Below are 22,545 nucleotides of genomic sequence, written 5' to 3'. Positions count from 1 at the left end.
GGACCGGCCACGCACCTGGCGGTCCGCCCTGGTGGCGGCCGCGAGGGTTTGGTTGTCGGCGACGTGGACCGAGGTTTGGTCACCTGCCGGGGCCGGGATCGTCGGGCGAGCCCCGCGTACCGCCAAGGCGGCGGTCGTAGCAGATCCGATGCATGATCAGGGCACTGTCCACAGAGCCTCGCGCTGTCCACAGGTCGACCGGCTCGGCGCGCCTGGCGGTGCCTCGCCGCCCTAGCCTCGCGCCGTGTCGAGGGACGAGGACGAGGAGATGGCGGTCCGGCGGCGACTGTGGCACCTGATGCCCGGCGCGCTGGACCGGCCGGCGGACGACGCGGTACCGCCGTGGCCGGGAGACGACCGGACGCCGGCCCTCGCCGGGTGGCCTCCGTCCGGCGGGCGGCCACCGGAAGTTGACCTGCCTCCGTCCGTCGGGCGGCCGTCGGATGTTGACCTGCCTCCGTCCGTCGGCCGGCCACCGCTCGCCGGGACTGCCGGCGGGGTGCCGCCGCCGGTCACGCAGTGGCCGACCGTGCTGCTGCCGGTCCAGGCCGCCACCCGCGCCGGTGACACGGGTCCGGTTCGCGACGGCGGGCCGGTTCGGACCGGCGGGCCGGTTCGGACCGGTGGTCCTGTTCGGACCGGTGGTCCGGTTGGGGTCAGCGACGAGGCACCGGTCGACGTCGGACGAGGGCGGACGGTCGACGAGGCGCCGCCCAGCCCGCTTCCGGGGCCGAGTGCCTTCGATCCGGGGCGGCGGGGAGTGCGGGCGCTCGCGGCCGTCGCCGTGCTCGTGGTGCTCGCCGCGGGCGTCTGGACCTGGCGGTCCCGTCCTCAGGTGGAGCCGGTGGTCGCCGAGACCGGCACCGCCGGGACACCGGCTCCCTCCGTCGAGGCCGGCCACGAGCCGGGCGGGCCGACGGCGGGTTCGACCGGTGAGCTGGTGGTCGCCGTCGCCGGTAAGGTCCGCCGGCCCGGGTTGGTGCGGTTGGCAGCCGGCGCGCGGGTGGCCGACGCCCTCGACGCAGCCGGAGGCGCGTTGCCGGGGGTGGACGTGGCGATGCTGAACCCGGCCCGCAAGATCAGCGACGGCGAGCTGATCCTGGTCGGCGTCCCGGCGCCCTCGGGCGCGGTGGGTCCGGGAGCCGGCCCGCTCCCGGGTGCCGGACCCGGCGCGGGTGGGCGGGTCAACTTGAACACCGCGACCTCGGCGCAGCTCGAAACGCTGCCCGGGGTGGGTCCGGTGCTCGCCCAGCGGATCATCGAGTACCGCGATCAGCACGGCGGCTTCCGGTCCGTCGGCGACCTGCGTCAGGTGACCGGGATCGGTGACGCCCGGTACGAGCAACTCAAGGACCTGGTGACGGTGTGAGGGCGTCGCCCGCTCCGATCGGCATGTCGGCCGGAACCTCCGGAGTCGTGACCGGTGGGGGAGCACCCGATCTCCGCACGGCGGGGCTGGCGGTGGCGGCCTGGCTCACCGCGTTGGCGGGGCTGCATCTCGATGCCCGCCGGACGCTGCTGCTCGCCGCCGTCGCGGCAGGTCTCGCCGGTGCGGTGACCCTGCACCTGCTCGGTTTCGCCGGGCGACCCGGCCCGACCGTGCGTCGCCACGGCTGGGTGGTGGTGGCGATCCTGATCGGCGTGATCTGTGGCGGGGCGGCCACCTCGGCGCGGCTGACCGTACGGGACGCGGGCCCGCTGCGTGCCCTGGTCGACGAACGGGCCCGGGTCACCGCCGAGCTGGTCGTCCGGGACGACCCCCGGCCGGTGCGCGGCGGCATCGTGGGTCGTCCACCGACCCTGCTGGTGCCGGCCAGGCTGGTGGCCCTGACGGGGCCGCAGGGCCAGCGGATCGCCGTACCGGCGCGGGTACTGGTGCTCGCCGATGATCCGGCCTGGCGCGGGCTGTTGCCCGGGCAACGGCTCACCGCCGACGGGCGGCTGGCCGAGCCGCGCGGCGGCGACCTCACCGGTGCGGTCCTGATGGCCGTGGGCGCACCGGTGCGACTGGGTGCTCCCTCGGCGTTGCAACGCGCGGCCGGTCGGCTCCGCGCCGGCCTCCAGCAGGCGTGCGCACCGCTGCCGGACGAGCCGGGCGGCCTGTTGCCCGGCCTCGTCGTCGGGGACACCAGCCGGCTGCCCGACGCGGTGGCGGAGGACTTCCGCGCCACCGGGATGACGCACCTGAACGCGGTGTCCGGATCGAATGTCGCGATCGTCGTGGGGGCGGTGCTGTTGCTGGCCCGCTGGGCCCGAGCCGGTCCGGCGCTGGCCGTCGGTCTCTGCGGGCTGGCTCTGGTGGGCTTCGTCATCCTGGTCCGGCCGTCGCCGAGCGTGGTACGCGCCGCCACCATGGGCGCGATCGGGCTCGCCGCGCTGGCGGCCGGTCGCCCCCGGGCGGCGGTGCCCGCGTTGGCTGCCGCCGTCGCGGTGCTGGTGGTGGTGGACCCGGATCTGGCCGGTGATCCCGGCTTCGCGCTGTCCGTACTGGCCACCGGCGGTCTGCTGCTGCTCGCGCCGAGTTGGCGGGACGGTCTGCGCCGGCGGGGCGTACCGCCGGGGGTGGCCGAGGCGCTCGCGGTGCCGGCCGCCGCACAACTCGCCTGTGCGCCGGTGGTCGCCGGCCTGACCGGCACGGTCAGCCTGGTCGCGGTGCCGGCGAACCTGCTCGCGGTGCCGGCGATCGCGCCCGCGACGGTGCTCGGCGTGGCGGCGGCGACGCTCTCGCCGATCTGGCCCGGCGGCGCCGAGTTGCTCGCCTGGCTGGCGCACTGGCCGGCGTGGTGGCTGGTGCTGGTAGCCCGGTACGGCGCGCGGCTGCCGGCGGGCAACCTGCCCTGGCCGGGCGGGGTGTCCGGGGCGCTGCTGCTGACGGTGCTGACCGTGGCGTTGCTGGTCGCCGCCCGGCGCCCGGTGGTGCGCCGTCTGGTGGCGGTCTGCGCCGTCGCGGTCGTGCTGGGCGCGCTGCCGGTGCGGGTGGTCGCGCCCGGCTGGCCGCCGGACGGTTGGGTCGTCACGGCCTGTGCGGTGGGTCAGGGCGACACGGTGCTGCTGCCGGTGGCGGCCGGGCGTGCGGTCGTGGTCGACGCCGGTCCGGATCCGGCGGCGGCGGACGCCTGCCTGCGTCGGCTCGGTGTGCGCCGGGTGTCGCTGCTGGTCGTCAGCCATTTCCACGTGGACCACACCGGCGGGGTGGCCGGGATCTTCCGGGACCGGCGGGTGGACACGGTGCTGGTTCCGCAGTGGCCGGAACCGGCGGCCGGCCGGGACCTGGTGCGCGGCACCGCCGCGACACACGGTACGCCGGTCGTCGCCGCAGAGCCGGGTTGGCGCTACCGGGCCGGCGCGGTCGACCTGGCCGTGCTCGGGCCGCCGTACCCGATGCGCGGAACCCGTTCGGATCCGAACAACAACTCCCTGGTGCTGCTCGCCACCGTCGACCGGGTGCGGATCCTGCTGACCGGCGACGCCGAGGTGGAGGAACAGCGGGCGCTGCGGGAACGGCTGCCGCCGGACGGGCTGCGGGCGGACGTGCTGAAGGTCGCCCACCACGGCAGCGCGTACCAGGATCCGGCCTTTCTGGACGCGGTGCGGCCGGCGGTGGCGGTGGTGCCGGTCGGTACGGGGAACAGCTACGGCCACCCGGGGCGGTGCTGGCCCGGCTGGCCCGGGGCGGTGCCCGGGTGCTGCGTACCGACGTCGGCGGTGACGTGGCGGTGGTGCGGTCGCCCCGAGGGCTGGCGGTGGTGAGCGCCGGCGTCGACCGGATTCGTCCACCACGATGAATCGACAACTATTTACGGCATAAAGCAGGAGATAAGCTCTATGTCCGGATTTGCGCTGAGTGCGGGGTTCACCGGCCGAGTCTGGACGAGCAGAGTGGACCGACCGGCCGAGCGTGCGAATATGGGCGGCGTGACCGCCGCCAGTGCCGCTCCTATTGTGCTCGTCCTCGGCGACGAGGAGCTGCTCGCCACGCGCGCGGTGTCCGAAACCGTGGCCGCCGCCCGGGCCGCCGACTCCGGTGTCGACGTGCGCGAGTACCAGGCCGGCCAGCTCACCGTCGGCGAGATCGACGAGATGCTCAGCCCGTCGCTGTTCGGCGGGCGTCGGGTGCTGGTGCTGCGGTCCGGTCAGGACGCCCGCAAGGACCTGGTCGCCGCCCTGCTGGCGTACGCCAAGAACCCCGACCCCGAGGTGCAGCTCGTGGTGACGCATCTCGGTGCCGCGAAGGGCAAGGCGTTCGCCGACGGTCTGAAGTCGGCCGGTGCCCGGGTGGTGCCCGCCGTGAAGCTGAAGGGCCACCGCGATCGGGTGGCCTTCGTCCGCGACGAGTTCCGCCGGGCCGGCGGGCGGTGCACGGACGACGCCGCCGAGGCGCTGCTTGCCGCGGTCGGTAACGACCTGCGCGAACTCGCGGCGGCCTGCTCGCAGCTGATCGCCGACACCGACGGCCGGATCGGTGCCGACACGGTGGCGCGTTACTACCGGGGGCGGGTGGAGGTGAGCGGCTTCACGGTGGCGGACGCCACGATGGTCGGTGACCTGCCGGGCGCGCTTGAGGCGCTGCGCTGGGCGTTGCACGTGGGGGTGGATCCGGTGCCGATCGCCGACGCCCTCGCCGACGGCATCCGTACGGTCGCCCGGGTCGCCTCGGCCGGCCGGGGCAGCCCGTACCAACTCGCCAGCAGCCTGGGCATGCCGCCCTGGAAGGTGGAACGGGCCCAACGGCAGGCCCGTGGCTGGACCCCGGACGGTCTGGTCCTGGCCATGCGGGCGGCGGCGGAGTGCAACGCGGCGGTCAAGGGCGGTTCCGACGACCGGGCGTACGCGCTGGAGAAGGCGGTCTTCTCGGTGGCGGCCGCCCGGCGGGGCGGCACGAGGTGAGCGGAGCCCTCCGTGGCTCGTGGGCCACGATCCCGGCCGAGGAGGAGCGGTACCGTCCGTTCTACGCGCGGGCGCTCGGCCTGCGGTTCGTCAACCCGGGCGGGGTGCTCTGCTTCATCTTCTTCGAGGGGGCGATCGCGCTGGCGGCGCTGCTCGCGCTCGCGGAACTGGTGACCTGGTGGGCGGTGCTCGTGCTACCCGCCACGGTGGCCGTGATGGTCAAGCTCAACGATCTGGTGGCCGCCGCGGTGGTGCGCTCCGCGGCGGCCGTACCCGAGCAGGAACGCGACCGGTTCCGTCAACAGATGGAGCCGGTGGTGGGCCGTGCCCGGGTCGACTGGCTGCGGCACAGCGTGCCCGGCGTCGTGGTGCGGACCGAGCCGACGGAGGTGGAGCGCCCCGGCGCGGTACGGCGGCGGCCGCCTGCCCTCGGCAGCCGGCCCGACCGGTCCACGGACGGCGCGGGTGGAACCGTGCACGACGCGCGCCGCGGTGCCGAGGAAGCGGGCCGGAGCCGGCCGGCGGCGGATCGGGATGGGACCGGGCCTCGACCGGGCACCACCGAGCCCGGATCCTGAACCGGGCGACCGGTCGGACTTCGACGTGAGCACGACCGGTGGGCGGACGTGCGGAAGCCCCGAGGCATCGCCTCGGGGCTCCGTCAGGACTGGCGCTAACTCAGGAGGCGAGCGACGCGACGCGCTTGGCGATCGCGGACTTGCGGTTCGCGGCCTGGTTGCCGTGGATGACGCCCTTGCTGGCCGCCTTGTCCAGCTTGCGCGAGGCATCCTGCATGAGGGCGGTGGCCTTCTCGACGTCACCGGCCTCAGCGGCCTCGTTGAACTTGCGGATGGCGGTCTTCAGCGACGACTTGACCGACTTGTTACGCAGCCGGCGCTTCTCGTTCTGCCGGTTGCGCTTGATCTGGGACTTGATGTTCGCCACGCGACAGCCTCGTCTTGATAGCTCGGGTTGGTCAGCTTGTGCGCGCGACGAGCATGCGTCATCGCTGCGCGAAGAGCCAGGTTACCAGGTCGGCTCGAACAGGCCAAAACAGCCTCCCGCCCCACCCGGGTGGGGTCAGGTCCAGGCGCGGCGGTGGGAGAGCCAGGCGAGGGCCTGTTCGCCGGTCCAGCGGTGGTGGGCGGGCAAGTGAAGCGACGCGGTGGGTGGTGCCGATGTCGTGGCGGTGAGGTGGTAGCCGGCCAGGGCGGCGAGCGCGACATCCAGGGCGTCGTCGGGTGCGTCGGCGGCGGCCGGGTGGGCGGCGAAGAGCGCGTCGACGTCCAGCCCGGTGGCGTATCCGGTGATCAGCAGGGTGACCAGGTCGAACCAGGCCGGCCCGTGACACAGCCACGACCAGTCGCAGAACCAGGCCGCACCGGCGGTGTCGACGAGCACGTTGTCGACCCGCAGGTCGCCGTGGGTCAGCCCGGTCGCGGCGGCGGCGTACCCGGGCAGGCGCGACTCCAGCGCCACCAGCTCGGCCAGCCGTCCCCGGGCCGGGGCCGGCAGCGGCGGTACCGGTTCCCGGCCGGCGTCGACCTCGTCCCACCAGAGGATGTCCTCGCGGGCCAGGTCGGCGAGGTGGGGCAGGCCGAGGGCGGTCAACTCGTCCGGAGGATCGGCGAGCGCCTCGGCGACGCCGGTGAACGCGGCGAGGGTGGCGGTCAGTTCGACCTGGTTCCAGGGCAGCCGGGGGGTGTGACCGTCGACGGCATCGAGGCACAGGACGAACCAGCCCGCCTCCCACAGCGTCCAGCGGAGGCGGGGCACCGGCAGCCCGGCCGGCAGCCGGCTCAGGATCGCGGCCTCCCGGGCGTACCAGTCGACCAGGTGCGGTTGCTCGGCGTGCGGCGCGGCCTTGACGAAGGCGCGGTGCCCGTCGGCGGCGCGCAGCAGCGCGGCGAAGCCGCGGGTGAAGCCGGCACCGGCGGTCCGGGCCTGGACCACCGGGGCGCCCAGCCGGGTGGCCACCGCGGCCCGCACCCGCGCCGGCAGGTCCGACCAGGCGGGTCGCTGGGCGGTGGCGTGGTACGGCACGGCGGGCGGGGACGGAACGCTCACTCGACCATGCTGCCCGGTGACCGGTCGGGCGGCGACCTCCGGCGCGGATCCGGGCACCCGAGGCGGCGTCTGCCAGACTGGCGGGCCATGAGGACCGACGACTTCTGGCAGTTGATCGACCGCGCCCGCACCGGCGGGGGAGAGCCGGACGCCGTCGCCGCCCGGGCCGTCGCGCTGCTCGCCGCCCGCGACCCCGAGGAGATCGTCGGGTACGCCCACCACCAGCAACGGGTCCTCGCCGCGTCCTACCGGGTCGATCTCTGGGGCGCCGCCTACCTGATCAACGGCGGTGCCTCCGACGACGGCTTCGAGTACTTCCGGGGTTGGCTGATGACCCAGGGACGGGAGGTGTTCGCCCGGGCGGTCGCCGACCCGGACTCGCTGGCCGAGCTGCCACAGATCCGGTCCGCCTCGCTCAGCGGCGAGGAGTTCGAGTGCGCGGACATGCTCGCGGTGCCGTGGGACGCGTACCGCAGAGCCACCGCGAGCGACCTGCCGGGGGAGCGCGAGGCGATCCGGCAACCCGACCTGAACGACTTCTGGGACTTCGACGACGAGGAGGAGGCCCGCCGCCGACTGCCCCGGCTCGCCACCCTCTTCGTCGAGCCGCCGCAGGAGTGACGGACGCCCGGCCGACGCCCGCCGGGGACGTGGGAGCATAGAGGGGGCCGGCGCGTGCCGGCCCGCTCACGTCAGCCGACCAGAACGGACCGCTGTGCCACCGACGCTCGATCCCGGCGCGAACGCTCCTGGTGCCACCGACCCGGCGCGGATCAGGAACTTCTGCATCATCGCCCACATCGACCACGGAAAGTCGACCCTGGCCGACCGGATGTTGCAGCTCACCGGCGTGGTCGACCCGCGGCAGATGCGCGCGCAGTACCTCGACCGGATGGACATCGAGCGCGAGCGCGGCATCACCATCAAGAGCCAGGCGGTCCGGATGCCGTGGACCATCGCCGAGGGCGAGCGGGCCGGCGAGCAGGCCGTGCTCAACATGATCGACACGCCTGGTCACGTCGACTTCACCTACGAGGTGTCCCGGTCGCTGGCGGCCTGTGAGGGCGCGATCCTGCTTGTCGACGCGGCCCAGGGCATCGAGGCGCAGACGCTGGCGAACCTCTACCTCGCGCTCGAGAACGACCTGCACATCATCCCGGTGCTCAACAAGATCGACCTGCCGGCCGCCCAGCCGGAGAAGTACGCCGAGGAACTGGCCCACCTGATCGGCGGCGACCCGGCGGACTGCATCAGGGTCTCCGGCAAGACCGGCGAGGGCGTGCCGTACCTGCTCGACGAGATCGTCCGGCAGTTCACCCCGCCGGTCGGTGACGCCGACGCCCCGGCCCGCGCCATGATCTTCGACTCGGTCTACGACGTCTACCGGGGCGTGGTCACCTACGTGCGGGTGATCGACGGGCGGATCGGCGCCCGGGACCGGATCAAGATGATGTCCACCGGCGCCACCCACGAGCTGCTGGAGATCGGGGTCATCTCGCCGGAGATGGTCAAGGCGGACGCGCTCGGCGTCGGTGAGGTCGGCTACCTGATCACCGGGGTGAAGGACGTCCGGCAGTCCCGGGTCGGTGACACGGTCACCATCAACGGCCGGCCGGCCACCGAGGCGCTCGGCGGCTACAAGGATCCGAAGCCGATGGTCTACTCGGGCCTGTATCCGATCGACGGGTCGGACTACCCGGCGCTGCGGGACGCACTGGACAAGCTCAAGCTCAACGACGCCGCGTTGACCTACGAGCCGGAGACCTCCGGTGCGCTCGGCTTCGGGTTCCGCTGCGGCTTCCTCGGCCTGCTGCACCTGGAGATCATCCGGGAGCGGCTGGAGCGGGAGTTCAACCTCGACCTGATCTCGACCGCGCCGAACGTGGTCTACCGGGCCATCCAGGAGGACGGCGACGAGGTCGTGGTCACCAACCCCAGCGAGTACCCGACCGGCAAGATCGCCGAGGTGTACGAGCCGACGGTGCGGGCCACGGTGCTCACCCCCAACGACTACGTCGGCGCGGTGATGGAGCTGTGTCAGGGCCGCCGCGGCAGCCTGCTGGGCATGGACTACCTCTCCGCCGACCGGGTGGAACTGCGCTACACGCTGCCCCTCGCCGAGATCATCTTCGACTTCTTCGACCAGTTGAAGAGCCGTACCAAGGGCTACGCGTCGTTGGACTACGAGCCCTCCGGCGAGCAGGCGTCCGACCTGGTCAAGGTCGACATCCTGCTGCACGGAGAGCCGGTGGACGCGTTCAGCGCGATCGTGCACAAGGAGAAGGCGTACGCCTACGGCACCACCATCGCGGCGAAGCTGCGCAACCTCATCCCGCGCCAGCAGTTCGAGGTGCCGATCCAGGCGGCCATCGGCAGCCGGGTGATCGCCCGGGAGACGATCCGCGCCATCCGCAAGGACGTGCTCGCCAAGTGCTACGGCGGCGACATCAGCCGTAAGCGCAAGCTGCTGGAGAAGCAGAAGGAGGGCAAGAAGCGGATGAAGATGGTGGGCCGGGTGGAGGTACCGCAGGAGGCGTTCATCGCCGCGCTCTCCTCCGACTCCGACAGCAAGGGCAGCGGAAAGAAGTGATCGTGCGGCTGCGTACGTAGGCGCAGCCGTCCCCACGGGCGCCCGGCCACCTCGGCCGGGCGCCCGTTCGCGTGTGGGCCGGTGGCGCGATCTTTCGGGGTGGTCGCGACCTCTCGGCCAGAAAAGCCGGTTTGGGATCTTCGTGGGTCGGGCATTAGGCGGTCACGACAGGAACACCACAAACGTTGAACGTCTTTCGTGAAGGAGAGCGATCATGGAGCTCACCGTCTGGGGCATCATCACCGCCCTGATCGTTGGTCTGATCGTCGGTGCGCTTGGCCGACTGGTGGTACCGGGCCGTCAGAACATGCCGATCTGGCTGCACATGCTCATCGGTGTCGGTGCCGCGCTGCTCGGCACCGTGATCGCCCGCGCGTCCGGCTTCGCCGAGACCGCCGGCATCGACTGGCGGGAGCTGATGCTCCAGGTGCTGCTGGCCGCCGTCGCCGTCGCGCTGGTCGCCGGGGTGGGCCGCAACCGCCGGGGTGTCACCCACCGGTAACCGCTGAACCCGTCGAAAGGCGCCCGACCATCGAGGTCGGGCGCCTTTCGCACGGGTACGTCCGGAGGCGGATCGACCTGAGGCGTCCGCCGGTGCGCGAGGGCGGCGCGCCGAGGCCGTTCCCCGTAGAATGTGATCATGACGGGCAGGGTGGCATCGGTGAACGTCGGGATCGTGACCCAGGCGGCGTGGGCCGGTGCGGCGAGCGGACGCAGCGGCATCGACAAGCGGCCGGCCGACGCGCCGGTGCTGTTCCGCGTCGACGGCGTGGCCGGCGACTTCATCGGCGAGCGGGCCCACCACGGTGGCCCGGACAAGGCCGTCTACGCGTACGCGGAGGAGGACGCGGCCTGGTGGGAGGCCGACCTCGGGCGGACCATCCGCCCCGGTGGCTTCGGCGAGAACCTCACCACGTACGCGGTCGACGTGACCGGTGCCGTGATCGGCGAGCAGTGGGCCGTCGGCGAGGCGCTGCTCCAGGTGACCATGCCGCGCACGCCGTGCCGGACCTTCGCCGGCTTCTGGGGCGTACCGGATCTGATCAAGCGGTTCACCGCGCGGGCGACCCCCGGTGCGTACCTGCGGGTGCTCCGCGAGGGCGCGGTGGGTGCCGGCGATCCGATCGAGATCGTGCACCGGCCGGCACACGGGGTGACCCTCGGCGAGGTGTTCCGCGCGCTCAGCCTGGAGCCGTCGTTGCTGCCCAGGCTGCTGGCGGCCGACGACCTGCCCGAGCCGATCCGGGAGAAGGCGCGTCGCCGGGTCGGCGAGCCGGCCGGCTGATCGACGGCCGGGTCCGTGCCGAGATGACACGACAGGCCCCGGGGACCACGTCCAGGCGTGGCCACGGGGCCTGTCGTCAACGGTCCGGTCAGCGGAGCCAGGGGATGTTGCGGTTGAGCAGACCGCGCTGCTTGAGTTCCTTGCGCAGCGGGATCTCGTCGTCGATGTAGCCGTCCCAGTTGATGCCCCAGTAGTTGGCCGTGTGGGTGCCCTCACCGAGCAGCTGGCGCTGCACCGGCGTGCGGTTGCGGTACCACTCGCCGTCCCTGTCGGGGTGCAGCTCGTCCAGCGGGCGGATCCACCGGTAGGTGTAACCGACGAACAGCATCTTGCGGGTGACGTTCGACAGGTTCGTCGACCGGGAGTGCCACTGGCGGCGGTCGAAGATGAAGGCGTCGCCCGGGTTGGCGGTGATCTCGACGGTGCCCTCCGGGTCCGGGTTGTGCACGCTCAGGTCCGTCGGGCGGGGCAGCGAGTTCCACAGGTGGCTGCCCGGGATCACCTTCGTCGCGCCCCGGCCCTTCTCCGACAGGTCGGAGAGCACGTAGGCGACCTTCAGCGAGAACATCGGCCGCGGCAGGTTCGGGTCCATCGTCTCCGGGTCGGAGTTCTGCCGGTACCCGTCCTGGTGCCAACCCCAGTACGGCTTCTCGGGCTCCAACGCCGGCGGCGTCACGTCGAGGTGGTTGTGGTGGGTGTAGATGTTCCAGCCCGCCAGGCCCCACATGTAGGGGAACGCGATCGGGTGGGTGAGCAGCTCGCCGAAGAGCTCGTCCCGCTCAAGGAAACCCAGCAGGTGCAGGGTGCCGTCCTTGGTGGTGTTGCCCTTGGCCTTCTCCTCCTCGTACACCCGGTCGACCGCGGCCTCGAGAGCGGCCCGGTGATCCTCGGTCAGGACGTTTCGCAGCAGGAGAAAGCCCTGCTCGTGGAACTCCTTGCGGTCGACGTCACTGATCGGTTCGTAGCCGGTCCGGTCGCCGTAGTCGAACGCCACGTCGTACCCCTCCCCAAGAGGTGAAACCATTTCTGGCACAGGCCGCCGATCGTAACGCGCGTCCGGACGGCCCGTGGGGCACCCCGTGACCTTTCCACAGGCATGGCGACTGATGGCGGTTGCTCGACTACCGCACGTCACCCAACGTGGCGAGACGGGGCCTTACGTGGGTAATTGCCGGTTTTTGCGGTGACTGCGGGTAAGGAGATCGGGGTCGCTCAGACGTCGGCGTGGACCTCGGCGAGGACCTCCGCGTCGCCCCGGTCGCTGTCCGGCAACCGCTTCCAGTCGCCGCGCTTGGCGGTCCACTCCCGGCCGTCGTAGGTCACCCGCTTCACCCCGTGCTCCTTCGCGTGGGAGACCAGCCAGTGCGTGTACCGCCAGCCGGCCCGCACGCCCTCGGCCGAGGTCGTCAGGCTGCCGGCGGGGCTCCGCTCGACGTCGTTGACGCTCACCTTCAGCAGGGTCGGGTTGCCGTAGCTGTCGACGGCGGAGCTGAAGTAGCCCCGGCCCGCCCGCCGGTCGTCGCCGGAGCGGAGGGCCACCAGACCCCAGTCGAGCGACAGTCCCTCGGTCAGCGCGGCGATGGCGGCGGCACCGCGCAGCACCGGATCACCGCCCACCGCGCAGCTGACCGCCGTGCTGGCGTGACCGAGCAGCGCCCGGGTGAGCACCTGCGACTCGTCGGCCCACTTCTCGTACGCCTCCGGAAACGCCGAACGCTGCACCTTCTGCGCCGCGTCGGTGACCCGCATGTCCTCCCAGCCGCGCACCTTCTTCAGCGCCGCGTAGAACTTGCCCGCCGCGTACCGGGGGTCGCGGATCTGGGTCGGTGTGCCCCACCCCTGGCTCGGTCGCTGCTGGAACAGCCCCACGGAGTCGCGGTCGCCACCGGTCAGGTTGCGCAGCCCGGACTCCTGGTACGCGGTGGCGAGCGCCACCACCACCGCCCGCTCGGGCATCTCACGCTGCACGCCGATCGCCGCGATGGTCGCCGCGTTCGCCATCTGCTGCGAGTCGAGCGTCACCTCGCCGTCGGCCTGCACCGTGCAGGCCCGGCCGGCCAGCGGCAGCCGTAGCCCGTCACCGGCCTGCCTCAGCACCACGATCATCCCGATCGCGGCGATCAGGACGAGGACCACGAAGCCCGTCGCGACAGCCCGAGATCGCACCCGCACCTCCTGTGTCAAGGTCCGCCAAGCGTACGTCCCGCATCGACCCGTACGTGTCGTCCGACCGGTTCCGCCCCCGCGCGGCACCCACGCGCAACCCGAGGTTCCCCGTCCCGGCCGTACCTCACCTGCCGAGTTCCGCCACCCAGCGCGGTGCCCGCTTCTCCCGGAACGCGGTGACCCCCTCGACCCCGTCGGCCGACAGGAAGTACCCGGTGGACAACTCGGCCAGCTCGGCCAGCTCGGCGCGCAGGTCGACGGCGGGCGGACGGCGCAGCAGTCGCTTCGCCCCGGCCAGCGCCGCCGGGGCCCCACGGACCAGCGACTCGCAGTACCGCCGCACCGTGGCGTCCAGTTCCTCGGCCGGCACCGCGGCGGTGACCAGGCCGATCTCGGCGGCCCGTCGGCCGTCGAAGGTGTCGCCGGTCAGGTACAGCTCGGCTGCCGCCCGCGTCGTCAGGTGGGGCAGCACCGTCGCGGAGATCACCGCGGGGATCACCCCGATCCGCACCTCGGTGAAGGCGAACGTGGCCTCGGCCGCGCAGACCGCCAGGTCGGCCGCCGCGATCAGGCCCAGGCCGCCGGCCCGCGCCGGGCCGGCGACCCTGGCCAGCACCGGCTTCGGACACTCCCGGACCGCCGCGAGCACGTCACCCAGCATCCCGGCGGGCACCGTGCCGCTGGCGTACGCCGCCGCGGTCTCCTTCAGGTCGGCTCCGGAGCAGAAGACCGGCCCGGTGTGGTCGAGCACGATCATCCGGACCGCGTCGTCGGCGACCGCGGCGGCCAGCCCCGCCAGCAGTTCGGTCATCAACGGGGTGGAGAGCGCGTTGCGGTTGTGCGGACTGTCCAGGGTGAGCGTGGTCACCCCGTGGGCCGTGGCGACCCGCACGAGCGCGTCGGGAGAGGTCATGCCAGGGCACACTAGTGGCCATGCCCGGCGTCCTTCCAGCAGGCGAGCCCGTCCCGGCCGACGGGTCGCTGCCCGCGTCCGCCCGCGCGTCCGTGGGCACCCGGGGTTTCGGGGTCTACGTGCACGTGCCCTTCTGCGCGAGCCGGTGCGGCTACTGCGACTTCAACACGTACACCGCCGACGAGCTGGGCGGCGGAGCGAGCCGGGAGGGCTACGCCGACACCGTGCTGGCGGAGCTGGCCCTCGCCGCCCGGGTGCTCAAGGACGCTCCGCCGCCCCGGGTGCAGACGGTCTTCGTCGGCGGCGGCACCCCCACCCTGCTCCCCGCCGACGACCTGGCCCGCATCCTGGACGCGATCGACCGGACCTGGGGGCTGGCCGCCGACGCGGAGGTGACCACCGAGGCGAATCCGGAGTCGGTGACGCCGACCTCGCTGAAGGAGCTGCGCGCGGCCGGGTACACCCGGATCTCGCTGGGCATGCAGTCGGCCGCGCCCGGGGTGCTCGCCGTGCTGGACCGCCGGCACAGCGCCGGCCGGGCCACCGCCGCCGCCCTGGAGGCCCGCGACGCGGGCTTCGACCACGTCAATCTCGACCTGATCTACGGCACGCCGGGGGAGCGGGCCGAGGACTTCGCCGCCTCACTGGACCAGGTGGTGGCCGCCGGCGTGGACCACGTCAGCGCGTACGCCCTGATCGTCGAGGACGGCACCCGACTTGCCGCCCGGATGCGCCGGGGCGAGCTGCCGTACCCGGACGAGGACGTGGCGGCGGACCGGTACCTGGCCGCCGAGGCCACCCTCGGCGCGGCCGGCTTCTCCTGGTACGAGGTCTCCAACTGGGCCCGCACGCCGCAGGCACGCTGCCGGCACAACCTGCTCTACTGGACCGGCGGGGACTGGTGGGGCCTCGGGCCGGGGGCGCACAGCCACGTCGGCGGGGTGCGCTGGTGGAACGTCAAACATCCCGGCGCGTACGCGCAACGCCTCGCCGCCGGGGAGTCACCCGGGCAGGCCCGGGAGGTGCTCACCGGCGACGAGGCGCACATGGAGGACGTCATGCTCCGCTTGCGACTGGCCGGCGGCCTGCCGCTCGACGTGTTGACCGACGCCGGCCGGGCCGGCGCGGCGCGGGCGCTGGCCGCCGGGTTGCTCGCCGAGCCCGCCCACGCCGCCGGCCGCGCCGTGCTCACCCTGCGCGGCCGGCTGCTCGCCGACGCCGTGGTCCGCGACCTGCTGCCCTGACCCCCGTCATCAGACCGGTCGGCGCGGTCAGCGCTTCACGAAGGCGTACGTCATCGGGTACTGGTAGAGCACACCCTCGTTGGCCTTGACCCCGCCGACGATCCCGAAGATCAGCGGCACGATCGCGACGATGATCGGCACGAAGAACAGGATGCCGCAGGTGATGGTGGCGAGCACCCAGCTCAGCACCCCGGCGACCGCCCAGGTGAGCTGGAAGTTCAACGCGGCCACCGAGTGCGCCCGGGCGATCGGGGACTGCTGCCCGCGGACCATCATCGCGATCAGCGGCGCCACCCAGCCGAAGAGCCCGCCGCCGACGACCACGCCGAGCGGGCCGCCGAAGTGTGCGATCAGCACCCAGGTCTTGTCCTCGTTGTTGGCGTAGCCACCGCCGGGAGCGCCGTAGCCCCCGGTCGGGTAGCCGACACCGGGTGCTCCCGGCGGCGGGTAACCGCCGGGTGGGGGGTAGCCGGCCGGCGGCGGCTGGTCGCCGGTGGGGGGTGGATAGCCGCCGGGCGGGGGATAGCCGCCCTGGCCAGGCGAACCGGACAGTGGTGTCGTGGGTTCGTCGCCGGAGTCCGGGGGACGAGGTGGTTCAGTCATGGAGGCCACGGTAGGTGCCAGCGGCAACGGCGCACCAGAGCGACACCGGCGAGTGTCAACCCGCCGATCGGCTCGATGAGGAAGGTGCTGACTTGATCATCGCGTGGACGGGGGCGCCGACGTAGACTGGCACTCGCTACAGTCGAGTGCCAGAGTGTTCCTCTGGCGGCCGTGACGCCGCGAGCTGACCTGCGACAGGAGGTGGCAAGGATGGGTCTGGACGACCGGAAGCTCGCCGTGCTCCGCGCGATCGTCGAGGACTACGTCGCCACCCAGGAGCCGGTCGGCAGCAAGTCGCTCGTCGAGCGGCACCAGCTCGGCGTTTCGCCGGCCACCGTTCGCAACGACATGGCCGTGCTGGAGGAGGAGGGCTACATCCGCCAGCCGCACACCAGCGCGGGGCGGGTGCCCACCGACCGTGGCTACCGCCTCTTCGTCGACCGGTTGAGCCGGGTCAAGCCGCTCAGTCCGGCCGAACGCCGGGCGATCGAGCGCTTCCTGGCCGGCGCCGTCGATCTCGACGACGTGGTGCACCGCACGGTGCGGCTGCTGGCGCAGCTGACCCGGCAGGTCGCCGTCGTGCAGTACCCGAGCCTGGCCCGGTCCCGGGTGCGTCACCTGGAACTGGTGCCGATCTCCACCACCCGGCTGATGCTGGTGATGATCGCCGACACCGGCCGGGTCGAGCAGCGGCTGGTCGAGCTGCCCGCGCCGGTCCCCGCCGACGACGTGCTGGACCTGCGCCGGCTGGTGAACGAGAAACTGGTGGGCGTCCGCCTGTCGGAGACCCCGCCGCTGGTGCAGACCCTCATCGACGACTGCGCGCCACACCTGCGCCCGGCGATGACCACCCTGTCCACGGTGCTGCTGGAGACCCTGGTCGAGCGGCACGAGGAGCGGCTGGCCCTGGCCGGCACCGCCAACCTCGCCCGGGGCGGCCTGCTCGACTTCCAGGGCTCGCTGCGTCCGATCCTCGAAGCACTTGAGGAGGAGGTCGTGCTGCTCAAGCTCATCGGCGAGGTGGAGCCGAGCACCCTGCGGGTGCGCATCGGCGACGAGAACGAGTACGACAACCTGCGGGCGGCCTCCGTGGTCAGCACCGGGTACGGCCCGGGCGCGACCATCGTCGGGGGGATGGGCGTGCTCGGACCGACCCGGATGGACTACCCCGGAACCATCGCCACGGTGAGGGCCGTGGCACGCTACGTGGGCGAGCTGCTGGCCCAGAACTGACAAGTCAGGGCCGACGGCAGGCTGCCGCCGCCGAACGGCGTAACTCGAGACGAACACGAGGACACGGAACGCAGTGGCCAGGGACTACTACGGCATTCTCGGCGTGAGCAAGGGTGCCTCCGATGACGAGATCAAGCGCGCCTATCGCAAGCTGGCGCGCCAGTTCCATCCGGACGTGAATCCGGACCCGGAGGCACAGGAGAAGTTCAAGGACATCAACGCCGCGTACGAGGTCCTCTCGGACGATCGGAAACGGCAGATCGTCGACCTGGGCGGGGACCCGCTGGCACCCGGCGGGGGCGGGCCCGGCGGTCCGGGCGGCCCCGGCGGGGCCGGACCCTTCGTCGGCTTCCAGGACATCATGGACGCGTTCTTCGGCGGCGCCACCGGCGCCGGACGCGGCCCGCGTCCGCGTACCCGCCCCGGTGCCGACGCGATCCTGCGACTGGAGCTGGACCTTCAGGAGACGGCCTTCGGCGTCGAGGCGCCGATCACCGTCGACACCGCCGTGCTCTGCACCACCTGCTCCGGCGCCGGCACCGCCGCCGGCACCCACCTGGCCACCTGCGAGGCGTGCGGCGGGCGGGGCGAGGTGCAGTCGGTGCAGCGCACCTTCCTCGGCCAGGTGGTCTCCGCCCGGCCCTGCACCGTCTGCCAGGGCTACGGCACCACCATCCCGCAGCCCTGCCCGACCTGCGCCGGTGACGGCCGGGTGCGCACCCGCCGGTCGCTGACCGTCAAGATCCCCGCCGGGGTGGAGGACGGCATGCGGATCCGCCTGGCCCAGCAGGGCGAGGTCGGCCCGGGCGGCGGCACCGCCGGTGACCTCTACGTGGAGATCCACGAACGGCCGCACGACGTGTTCTCCCGCAAGGGCGACGACCTGCACTGCCGGGTCACCGTGCCGATGACCGCCGCCGCGCTCGGCACCCGGCTGACCATCAAGACGCTCGACAGCGAGGAACCGGTCGACGTCAAGCCGGGCACCCAGCCGGGCAGCACCCTGCGACTGCGGGCCCGGGGCGTACCGCACCTGCGCGGCACCGGGCGGGGCGACCTCTACGTCCACCTGGACGTGCGTACCCCCACCAAGCTCGACGCCGACCAGGAGCGGATGCTGCGCGAGTTCGCCAAGACCCGCGGCGAGGAGGTCGCCGAGCTGACCAAGCAGGGTGGCTTCTTCTCCCGGATGCGCGACGCCTTCAACGGCCACGCCTGACGTGTCCGCGCCGCTGTTCCTGGTCGAGTCGCTGCCCACCGCCGCCTCGATGGTGCTGGACGGCCCGGAGGGCCACCACGCCGCCACCGTGCAGCGGCTGCGCGTCGGTGAGCAGGTGCTGCTCGCCGACGGTCGGGGCGGCACGGCCACCGCCGTGGTCACCGCCGTCGGCCGGGGCACCCTCGACCTCGACGTGACCGACCGGGGGTACGTCGACGCGGCGAACCCCCGGCTGGTGGTGGTCCAGGGCATCGCCAAGGGCGACCGGGGCGAGCTGGCCGTGCAGGCGATGACCGAGGCGGGCGTGGACGAGATAGTCCCCTGGGCGGCGGGCCGCTCGGTGGTGCAGTGGCGCGGCGACCGGGGCGTACGGGCCCGGGACAGGTGGCTCGCCACCACCCGGGAGGCGACGAAGCAGGCCCGTCGGGCGTGGCTGCCGGTGGTGGCCGGCGCGCCGGACGAGAGCACCGCGTCGGTGACGCGCCGGATCGCCGGGGCCGCCGCCGGATACGTGCTGCACGAGGAGGCGACCGACCGGCTCACCACCGTCGAGCTACCCGACCACGGCGAGATCGTGCTGGTGGTGGGCCCGGAGGGCGGCATCACCCCGGCCGAGCTGTCCGCCTTCCAGGAAGCCGGGGCCCGCCCGGTGCGGCTCGGCCAGTCGGTGCTGCGCACCTCCACCGCGGGCGTGGCCGCCCTGGCGGTCCTCGCCACCCGCCTGCTGCGCTGGTGAGCGGCGCGGCGACGGCGCCGAGGATTTCTTCCTTACACTGCCCGGATGGGAAGCGACTGTCTGTTCTGCCGCATCGTCGCCGGCGAGATTCCGGCCACCGTCGTCCGCGAGACGCCCACCACGCTCGCCTTCCGCGACATCGACCCGAAGGCGCCGGTGCACGTGCTCGTCGTGCCCAAGGAGCACTACGCGGACGTGGCCACCCTCGGTCAGGGTGATCCGGCGCTGGCCGGCGAGGTGCTGGCCACGGCCGCCGCGGTGGCCGAGGACGAGGGCCTGCTCGGCGACGGGTTCCGGTTGATGTTCAACACCGGGGCGTACGGCGGCCAGGAGGTCTTCCACGTGCACGCGCACGTGCTCGGCGGCGCCCCGCTCGGCCCGATGCTGGCCCGGAGCCTCGGATGACCTCCGCCGCCGGCGACACCTCCGCCGCCGGTCGGCTGGAGCGGATGGTGCGGCAGGTCCAGGCGCAGGCCCGGGTGCCGGCGGTCTCGGCGGCGGTGCACCGCGCCGACCGACCACTGTGGACGTGCACCGCCGGCGGCACCGGGAACGACACGGCGCTGGACGAGCAGACCCGGTTCCGGATCGGCTCGGTGACCAAGACCTTCACCGCCGTGCTGGTCATGCAGTGCCGCGACGACGGGCTGCTCGACCTCGACGACCCGCTGCGGCGGCACCTGGACCTGCCGGCACACGGCGAGTTGACCGTACGCCGGCTGCTGTCGCACACCGCCGGCCTGCAACGGGAACCGTACGGCGACGTCTGGGACACGCTGCGCGCACCGGACACCGACCAACTGATCACCGAGTTGGCCCGGGCCGAGCGGGTGCTGCCGACCGGACGCCGCTACCACTACTCGAATCTCGGCATGGCGCTGCTCGGCCACCTGGTCGGTCAGCTGCGTGGCGGCAGTTGGGCGGAGGTGCTGACCGAGCGGGTGCTGACCCCGCTCGGGCTCACCGCCACCACGGCCGCTCCGGGGCCACGTGCCGCGACCGGGTTCCTGGTCGACGCGTACTCCGACGAGGCGCATCCGGAGCCGCCCACCGACTTCGGCGCGGTGGGTCCGGCCGCGCAGCTGTGGAGCACGGCGACCGACATGGCCCGCTGGGCCGCCTTCCTGGCCGACCCGGCGGCGTTGGACGCCGCGGGCCGGGTGCTCGCGGCGACCACGCTCGACGAGATGCGCTGGCCGGTGACGGTCACCGACGAGGCGGTGTGGGCCGGCGGGTTCGGTCTCGGCCTGATCCTGGTGCCGCAGGGGGAGCGGGTCGTGCATGTCGGGCACGACGGCGCGATGCCCGGCTTCCTCGCCGGGGCGTACGGCCGCCGGGGCGGCGAGGGCACGCCCGGGGCCTTCGGCGCCGCCGTGCTGGGCTCCTCCGGCACCGCGGTCGAGCTGCTGGAACTGCCGCACCGGCTGCTCGCCGCCGCGGTCGAGCACGATCCGGCCGACATCGACCCGTGGCGGCCGGGTGATCCGGCGCCGCCCGACCTGCGCGGGCTGCTCGGCCGCTGGTGGGGCGAGGGCTTCGAGTACGTCTTCTCGTGGCACGAGGGGGCCCTGCGGGCCCGTGGTGCCGGTGACCCGCCGGGGAAGCCGCCAGCGGTGTTCGCCCCGGTGCCGGGCCAGCCCGACGTGCTGCGTACCGTCTCCGGCCGGGAGAACGGCGAGTTGCTCCGGCTCACCCGGGACTCCGCCGGCGTGGTGGTCCGGATGCACTGGGCGACCTACCGGTTCACCCGCCGCCAGGAGACCTTCGACGGCTTCGACTTCCGCGGCTGACCGGGCGGCTCACCCGGGCTGAATGCCCTGTTTCGCCCGTTTCGGCCGGCGCGTCGAAGCGGTGGAAATGGGCAGCGTGTCCGCGCCGTTGACCCGATACGATGGTGGCAACGTCCGCACGCCGTGCCACTGGCCCGGCATCGAGATCGAGAGCAGGTGGCGCAGGGCCCTCGGGCCCGACCTATGACCGGCACCCCACCTCCCGGCCCGCCCCGGGTGCAGACCAGGATCACGGTCCCCGATTCGAAGATCATGGTCAACCTGCTCGGCGCGGGTGACGAGATCCTGCGACTGGTCGAGCGCTCGCTGAACAGTGACGTGCACGTGCGTGGCAACGAGATCACCATCACCGGCGCTCCCGCCGACAACGCCCTCGCCGAGCGGCTCTTCAGTGAGCTGCTCGAACTCATCGAGAAAGGCGAGACCCTGACCACCGATGCCGTCCGGCGTACCGTCGGCATGCTCGAACAGGGTGGCACGGAGCGGCCCGCCGAGGTCCTGACCCTCAACATCCTGTCCCGGCGGGGGCGCACCATCCGTCCCAAGACCCTGGGGCAGAAGCGCTACGTCGACGCGATCGACGGGCACACCATCGTCTTCGGCATCGGCCCGGCGGGCACCGGCAAGACCTACCTCGCCATGGCCAAGGCGGTGCAGTCGTTGCAGGCCAAGCAGATCAACCGGATCATCCTGACCCGGCCGGCGGTCGAAGCGGGCGAGCGACTCGGGTTCCTGCCCGGCACGCTCAACGAGAAGATCGACCCCTACCTGCGCCCGCTCTACGACGCCCTGCACGACATGCTCGACCCGGAGACCATCCCGAAGCTGATGGCCGCCGGCACGATCGAGGTCGCCCCCCTGGCATACATGAGGGGTCGGGCGCAGCCGTACGACGCCCGCGTACTGACACCGGAAGGCTTCAAGCGGTTCGGCTCACTCCAGGTCGGCGACCTGGTGATCGGCTCGAACGGCATGCCGACCCCGGTGATCGGGATCTACCCCCAGGGGCCCAAGCAGGTCTACCGGGTGACCACGCAGGACGGGGCCTCCACCCTGTGCTGCGGTGAGCACCTCTGGACGGTCGCCACGCCCGAGGACAAGCGGCGCGGTCGGCGACGCACGCTGGAGACCCAGGAGATGATCGGGCAGGAGCGGCGGGGGTACATCCGCCGTTACGAACTGCCGGTGGTGGCTCCGGTCCAGCTGGAGCCGCAGGACGTTCCGCTCGATCCGTACGTCCTCGGCCTGCTGCTCGGTGACAGGTCGATCTCGTGCCGGACGACGCCGGGGTTCACCACGGCGGACCCTGAACTCGCTCGCGCGATCGAGGACAACCTCGTCGACATCGAGCTGCACCGCAAGAGCGACTACGACTACGTACTCCGGCACACCAAGGGGCACCGAGGCGGGGTGATCGTCGCTAACCCGGTGACTGTCGCACTCCGTGAGCTGGGTCTGGCCGGCACGAAGTCGGGCACCAAGTTCGTGCCGTCCGTCTATCTCCAGAACAGCGTCGATGTCCGACTGGCCGTTCTGCAGGGGCTGCTGGACACCGACGGCGGGCCGGTCGTCCAGGCGGGACGTACCTGCCGGGTGCAGTACTCGACGACCTCTCCGCGACTGCGTGACGACGTCGTCCACCTGGTCCAGTCGCTCGGCGGGGTGGCCACCTGGCGCGTTCGAGTGGCGGAGGGCCGCACGCCGGGCCTGGCGAACGGCCGACCGGTCGCGTACCGGTCGGACGCCTACGTCGTGGAGATCCGCTTGCCGGAGGGCGTAACGCCGTTCCGGCTCTCGCGTAAGCGCCAGCGG

Annotated in this window: 19 protein-coding genes and 3 pseudogenes; 16 read left to right on the top strand and 6 right to left on the bottom strand. The window is 72.8% G+C overall.

Going from position 1 to position 22,545, the window contains the following annotated elements; all coding sequences use genetic code 11:
* Positions 1-532 precede the first annotated feature (532 nt).
* The 4 genes and pseudogenes from O7605_RS03040 to O7605_RS03025 all read left to right on the top strand — a co-directional run bounded on the left by O7605_RS03040 (position 533) and on the right by O7605_RS03025 (position 5,465).
* Positions 533-1,369: a ComEA family DNA-binding protein gene (locus tag O7605_RS03040; RefSeq protein ID WP_443083894.1), complete on the top strand. Its 837-nt coding sequence runs from the start codon at positions 533-535 to the stop codon at positions 1,367-1,369.
* Positions 1,370-1,375: 6 nt separating this feature from the next.
* A pseudogene (locus O7605_RS03035) lies at positions 1,376-3,785 on the top strand (ComEC/Rec2 family competence protein); the annotation flags it as partial.
* A 121-nt stretch (positions 3,786-3,906) separates the two neighbouring features.
* Positions 3,907-4,887, top strand: coding sequence for a DNA polymerase III subunit delta (holA, locus tag O7605_RS03030; RefSeq protein ID WP_269737800.1), 981 nt, complete (start codon positions 3,907-3,909; stop codon positions 4,885-4,887).
* On the top strand, positions 4,884-5,465 hold the full coding sequence (locus O7605_RS03025) for a hypothetical protein (protein ID WP_269737799.1): 582 nt from the start codon (positions 4,884-4,886) through the stop codon (positions 5,463-5,465). The genes holA and O7605_RS03025 overlap by 4 nt, the downstream gene beginning before the upstream one ends.
* 100 nt (positions 5,466-5,565) lie before the next feature.
* On the opposite strand, the gene rpsT is transcribed toward O7605_RS03025, so the two are convergent.
* Positions 5,566-5,832 carry a 30S ribosomal protein S20 gene (rpsT, locus tag O7605_RS03020; RefSeq protein ID WP_164449404.1) on the bottom strand — a complete coding sequence of 89 codons (267 nt, stop codon included), beginning with the start codon at positions 5,830-5,832 and terminating at the stop codon, positions 5,566-5,568.
* A 135-nt stretch (positions 5,833-5,967) separates the two neighbouring features.
* Entirely contained in the window at positions 5,968-6,954 is a 987-nt protein-coding gene (locus tag O7605_RS03015; RefSeq protein WP_269737798.1) for a phosphotransferase family protein, read from the bottom strand.
* A gap of 87 nt (positions 6,955-7,041) precedes the next feature.
* Between O7605_RS03015 and O7605_RS03010 the strand changes: the two genes are divergently transcribed.
* The 4 genes from O7605_RS03010 to O7605_RS02995 all read left to right on the top strand — a co-directional run bounded on the left by O7605_RS03010 (position 7,042) and on the right by O7605_RS02995 (position 10,829).
* On the top strand, positions 7,042-7,575 hold the full coding sequence (locus O7605_RS03010; protein WP_269737797.1) for a DUF4240 domain-containing protein: 534 nt from the start codon (positions 7,042-7,044) through the stop codon (positions 7,573-7,575).
* Between the two features lie 94 nt (positions 7,576-7,669).
* The gene (gene lepA / locus O7605_RS03005; RefSeq protein WP_269737796.1) at positions 7,670-9,544 is read left to right on the top strand and encodes a translation elongation factor 4; all 1,875 of its coding nucleotides are present in this window, start codon (positions 7,670-7,672) and stop codon (positions 9,542-9,544) included.
* 214 nt (positions 9,545-9,758) lie between these two features.
* Complete coding sequence (locus tag O7605_RS03000; RefSeq protein WP_093407532.1) at positions 9,759-10,046, top strand: GlsB/YeaQ/YmgE family stress response membrane protein; 288 nt, start codon at positions 9,759-9,761, stop codon at positions 10,044-10,046.
* A 138-nt stretch (positions 10,047-10,184) separates the two neighbouring features.
* Positions 10,185-10,829 carry an MOSC domain-containing protein gene (locus O7605_RS02995; protein ID WP_269737795.1) on the top strand — a complete coding sequence of 215 codons (645 nt, stop codon included), beginning with the start codon at positions 10,185-10,187 and terminating at the stop codon, positions 10,827-10,829.
* Between the two features lie 88 nt (positions 10,830-10,917).
* On the opposite strand, the gene O7605_RS02990 is transcribed toward O7605_RS02995, so the two are convergent.
* The 3 genes from O7605_RS02990 to O7605_RS02980 all read right to left on the bottom strand — a co-directional run bounded on the left by O7605_RS02990 (position 10,918) and on the right by O7605_RS02980 (position 13,908).
* Entirely contained in the window at positions 10,918-11,823 is a 906-nt protein-coding gene (locus O7605_RS02990; protein WP_269737794.1) for a phytanoyl-CoA dioxygenase family protein, read from the bottom strand.
* Positions 11,824-12,041: 218 nt separating this feature from the next.
* On the bottom strand, positions 12,042-13,001 hold the full coding sequence (locus O7605_RS02985) for a hypothetical protein (RefSeq protein WP_269738690.1): 960 nt from the start codon (positions 12,999-13,001) through the stop codon (positions 12,042-12,044).
* Positions 13,002-13,119: 118 nt separating this feature from the next.
* A complete protein-coding gene (locus O7605_RS02980; protein WP_269737793.1) occupies positions 13,120-13,908 on the bottom strand; it encodes an enoyl-CoA hydratase-related protein in 789 nt (262 codons plus the stop codon).
* A 20-nt stretch (positions 13,909-13,928) separates the two neighbouring features.
* Here O7605_RS02980 and hemW point away from each other — a divergent pair, with 20 nt between their 5' ends.
* Positions 13,929-15,152 carry a radical SAM family heme chaperone HemW gene (hemW, locus tag O7605_RS02975; protein ID WP_269737792.1) on the top strand — a complete coding sequence of 408 codons (1,224 nt, stop codon included), beginning with the start codon at positions 13,929-13,931 and terminating at the stop codon, positions 15,150-15,152.
* Positions 15,153-15,179: 27 nt separating this feature from the next.
* Here hemW and O7605_RS02970 read toward each other — a convergent pair whose 3' ends face one another.
* On the bottom strand, positions 15,180-15,755 hold the full coding sequence (locus tag O7605_RS02970; protein ID WP_269737791.1) for a DUF4870 domain-containing protein: 576 nt from the start codon (positions 15,753-15,755) through the stop codon (positions 15,180-15,182).
* 210 nt (positions 15,756-15,965) lie between these two features.
* Here O7605_RS02970 and hrcA point away from each other — a divergent pair, with 210 nt between their 5' ends.
* The 7 genes and pseudogenes from hrcA to O7605_RS02935 all read left to right on the top strand — a co-directional run.
* The gene (hrcA, locus tag O7605_RS02965; protein WP_269737790.1) at positions 15,966-16,988 is read left to right on the top strand and encodes a heat-inducible transcriptional repressor HrcA; all 1,023 of its coding nucleotides are present in this window, start codon (positions 15,966-15,968) and stop codon (positions 16,986-16,988) included.
* Positions 16,989-17,061: 73 nt separating this feature from the next.
* Positions 17,062-18,207 (top strand): molecular chaperone DnaJ, encoded by a 1,146-nt coding sequence (gene dnaJ, locus O7605_RS02960; protein WP_269737789.1) that lies wholly within the window; start codon positions 17,062-17,064, stop codon positions 18,205-18,207.
* A 1-nt stretch (position 18,208) separates the two neighbouring features.
* Positions 18,209-18,943: a 16S rRNA (uracil(1498)-N(3))-methyltransferase gene (locus tag O7605_RS02955; RefSeq protein WP_269737788.1), complete on the top strand. Its 735-nt coding sequence runs from the start codon at positions 18,209-18,211 to the stop codon at positions 18,941-18,943.
* A 45-nt stretch (positions 18,944-18,988) separates the two neighbouring features.
* Complete coding sequence (locus O7605_RS02950) at positions 18,989-19,348, top strand: histidine triad nucleotide-binding protein (protein WP_164449415.1); 360 nt, start codon at positions 18,989-18,991, stop codon at positions 19,346-19,348.
* The gene (locus O7605_RS02945; RefSeq protein WP_269737787.1) at positions 19,345-20,733 is read left to right on the top strand and encodes a serine hydrolase domain-containing protein; all 1,389 of its coding nucleotides are present in this window, start codon (positions 19,345-19,347) and stop codon (positions 20,731-20,733) included. Before O7605_RS02950 ends, O7605_RS02945 begins: the two co-directional genes overlap by 4 nt.
* Positions 20,734-20,916: 183 nt before the next feature.
* A pseudogene (locus tag O7605_RS02940) lies at positions 20,917-21,663 on the top strand (PhoH family protein); the annotation flags it as partial.
* Positions 21,664-21,705: 42 nt separating this feature from the next.
* Positions 21,706-22,413: pseudogene (locus O7605_RS02935) on the top strand (LAGLIDADG family homing endonuclease); the annotation flags it as partial.
* Positions 22,414-22,545 lie beyond the last annotated feature (132 nt).

The organism is Verrucosispora sp. WMMA2121 (assembly GCF_027460185.1).
Taxonomy (GTDB): Bacteria; Actinomycetota; Actinomycetes; order Mycobacteriales; family Micromonosporaceae; genus Micromonospora; species Micromonospora palythoicola.
Note: the sequence above shows the minus strand (reverse complement) of the source record. Positions and strands in the feature narration are given on the sequence as shown.

What these genes read in the sequence shown, in the direction of transcription:
- holA (WP_269737800.1), top strand. Translation starts at nt 3,907, where the DNA reads ATGGGCGGCGTGACCGCCGCCAGTGCCGCTCCTATTGTGCTCGTCCTC.
- O7605_RS03010 (WP_269737797.1), top strand. Translation starts at nt 7,042, where the DNA reads ATGAGGACCGACGACTTCTGGCAGTTGATCGACCGCGCCCGCACCGGC.
- O7605_RS03000 (WP_093407532.1), top strand. Translation starts at nt 9,759, where the DNA reads ATGGAGCTCACCGTCTGGGGCATCATCACCGCCCTGATCGTTGGTCTG.
- O7605_RS02995 (WP_269737795.1), top strand. Translation starts at nt 10,185, where the DNA reads ATGACGGGCAGGGTGGCATCGGTGAACGTCGGGATCGTGACCCAGGCG.
- O7605_RS02980 (WP_269737793.1), bottom strand. Translation starts at nt 13,908, where the DNA reads ATGACCTCTCCCGACGCGCTCGTGCGGGTCGCCACGGCCCACGGGGTG.
- hemW (WP_269737792.1), top strand. Translation starts at nt 13,929, where the DNA reads ATGCCCGGCGTCCTTCCAGCAGGCGAGCCCGTCCCGGCCGACGGGTCG.
- O7605_RS02970 (WP_269737791.1), bottom strand. Translation starts at nt 15,755, where the DNA reads ATGACTGAACCACCTCGTCCCCCGGACTCCGGCGACGAACCCACGACA.
- hrcA (WP_269737790.1), top strand. Translation starts at nt 15,966, where the DNA reads ATGGGTCTGGACGACCGGAAGCTCGCCGTGCTCCGCGCGATCGTCGAG.
- O7605_RS02950 (WP_164449415.1), top strand. Translation starts at nt 18,989, where the DNA reads ATGGGAAGCGACTGTCTGTTCTGCCGCATCGTCGCCGGCGAGATTCCG.
- O7605_RS02945 (WP_269737787.1), top strand. Translation starts at nt 19,345, where the DNA reads ATGACCTCCGCCGCCGGCGACACCTCCGCCGCCGGTCGGCTGGAGCGG.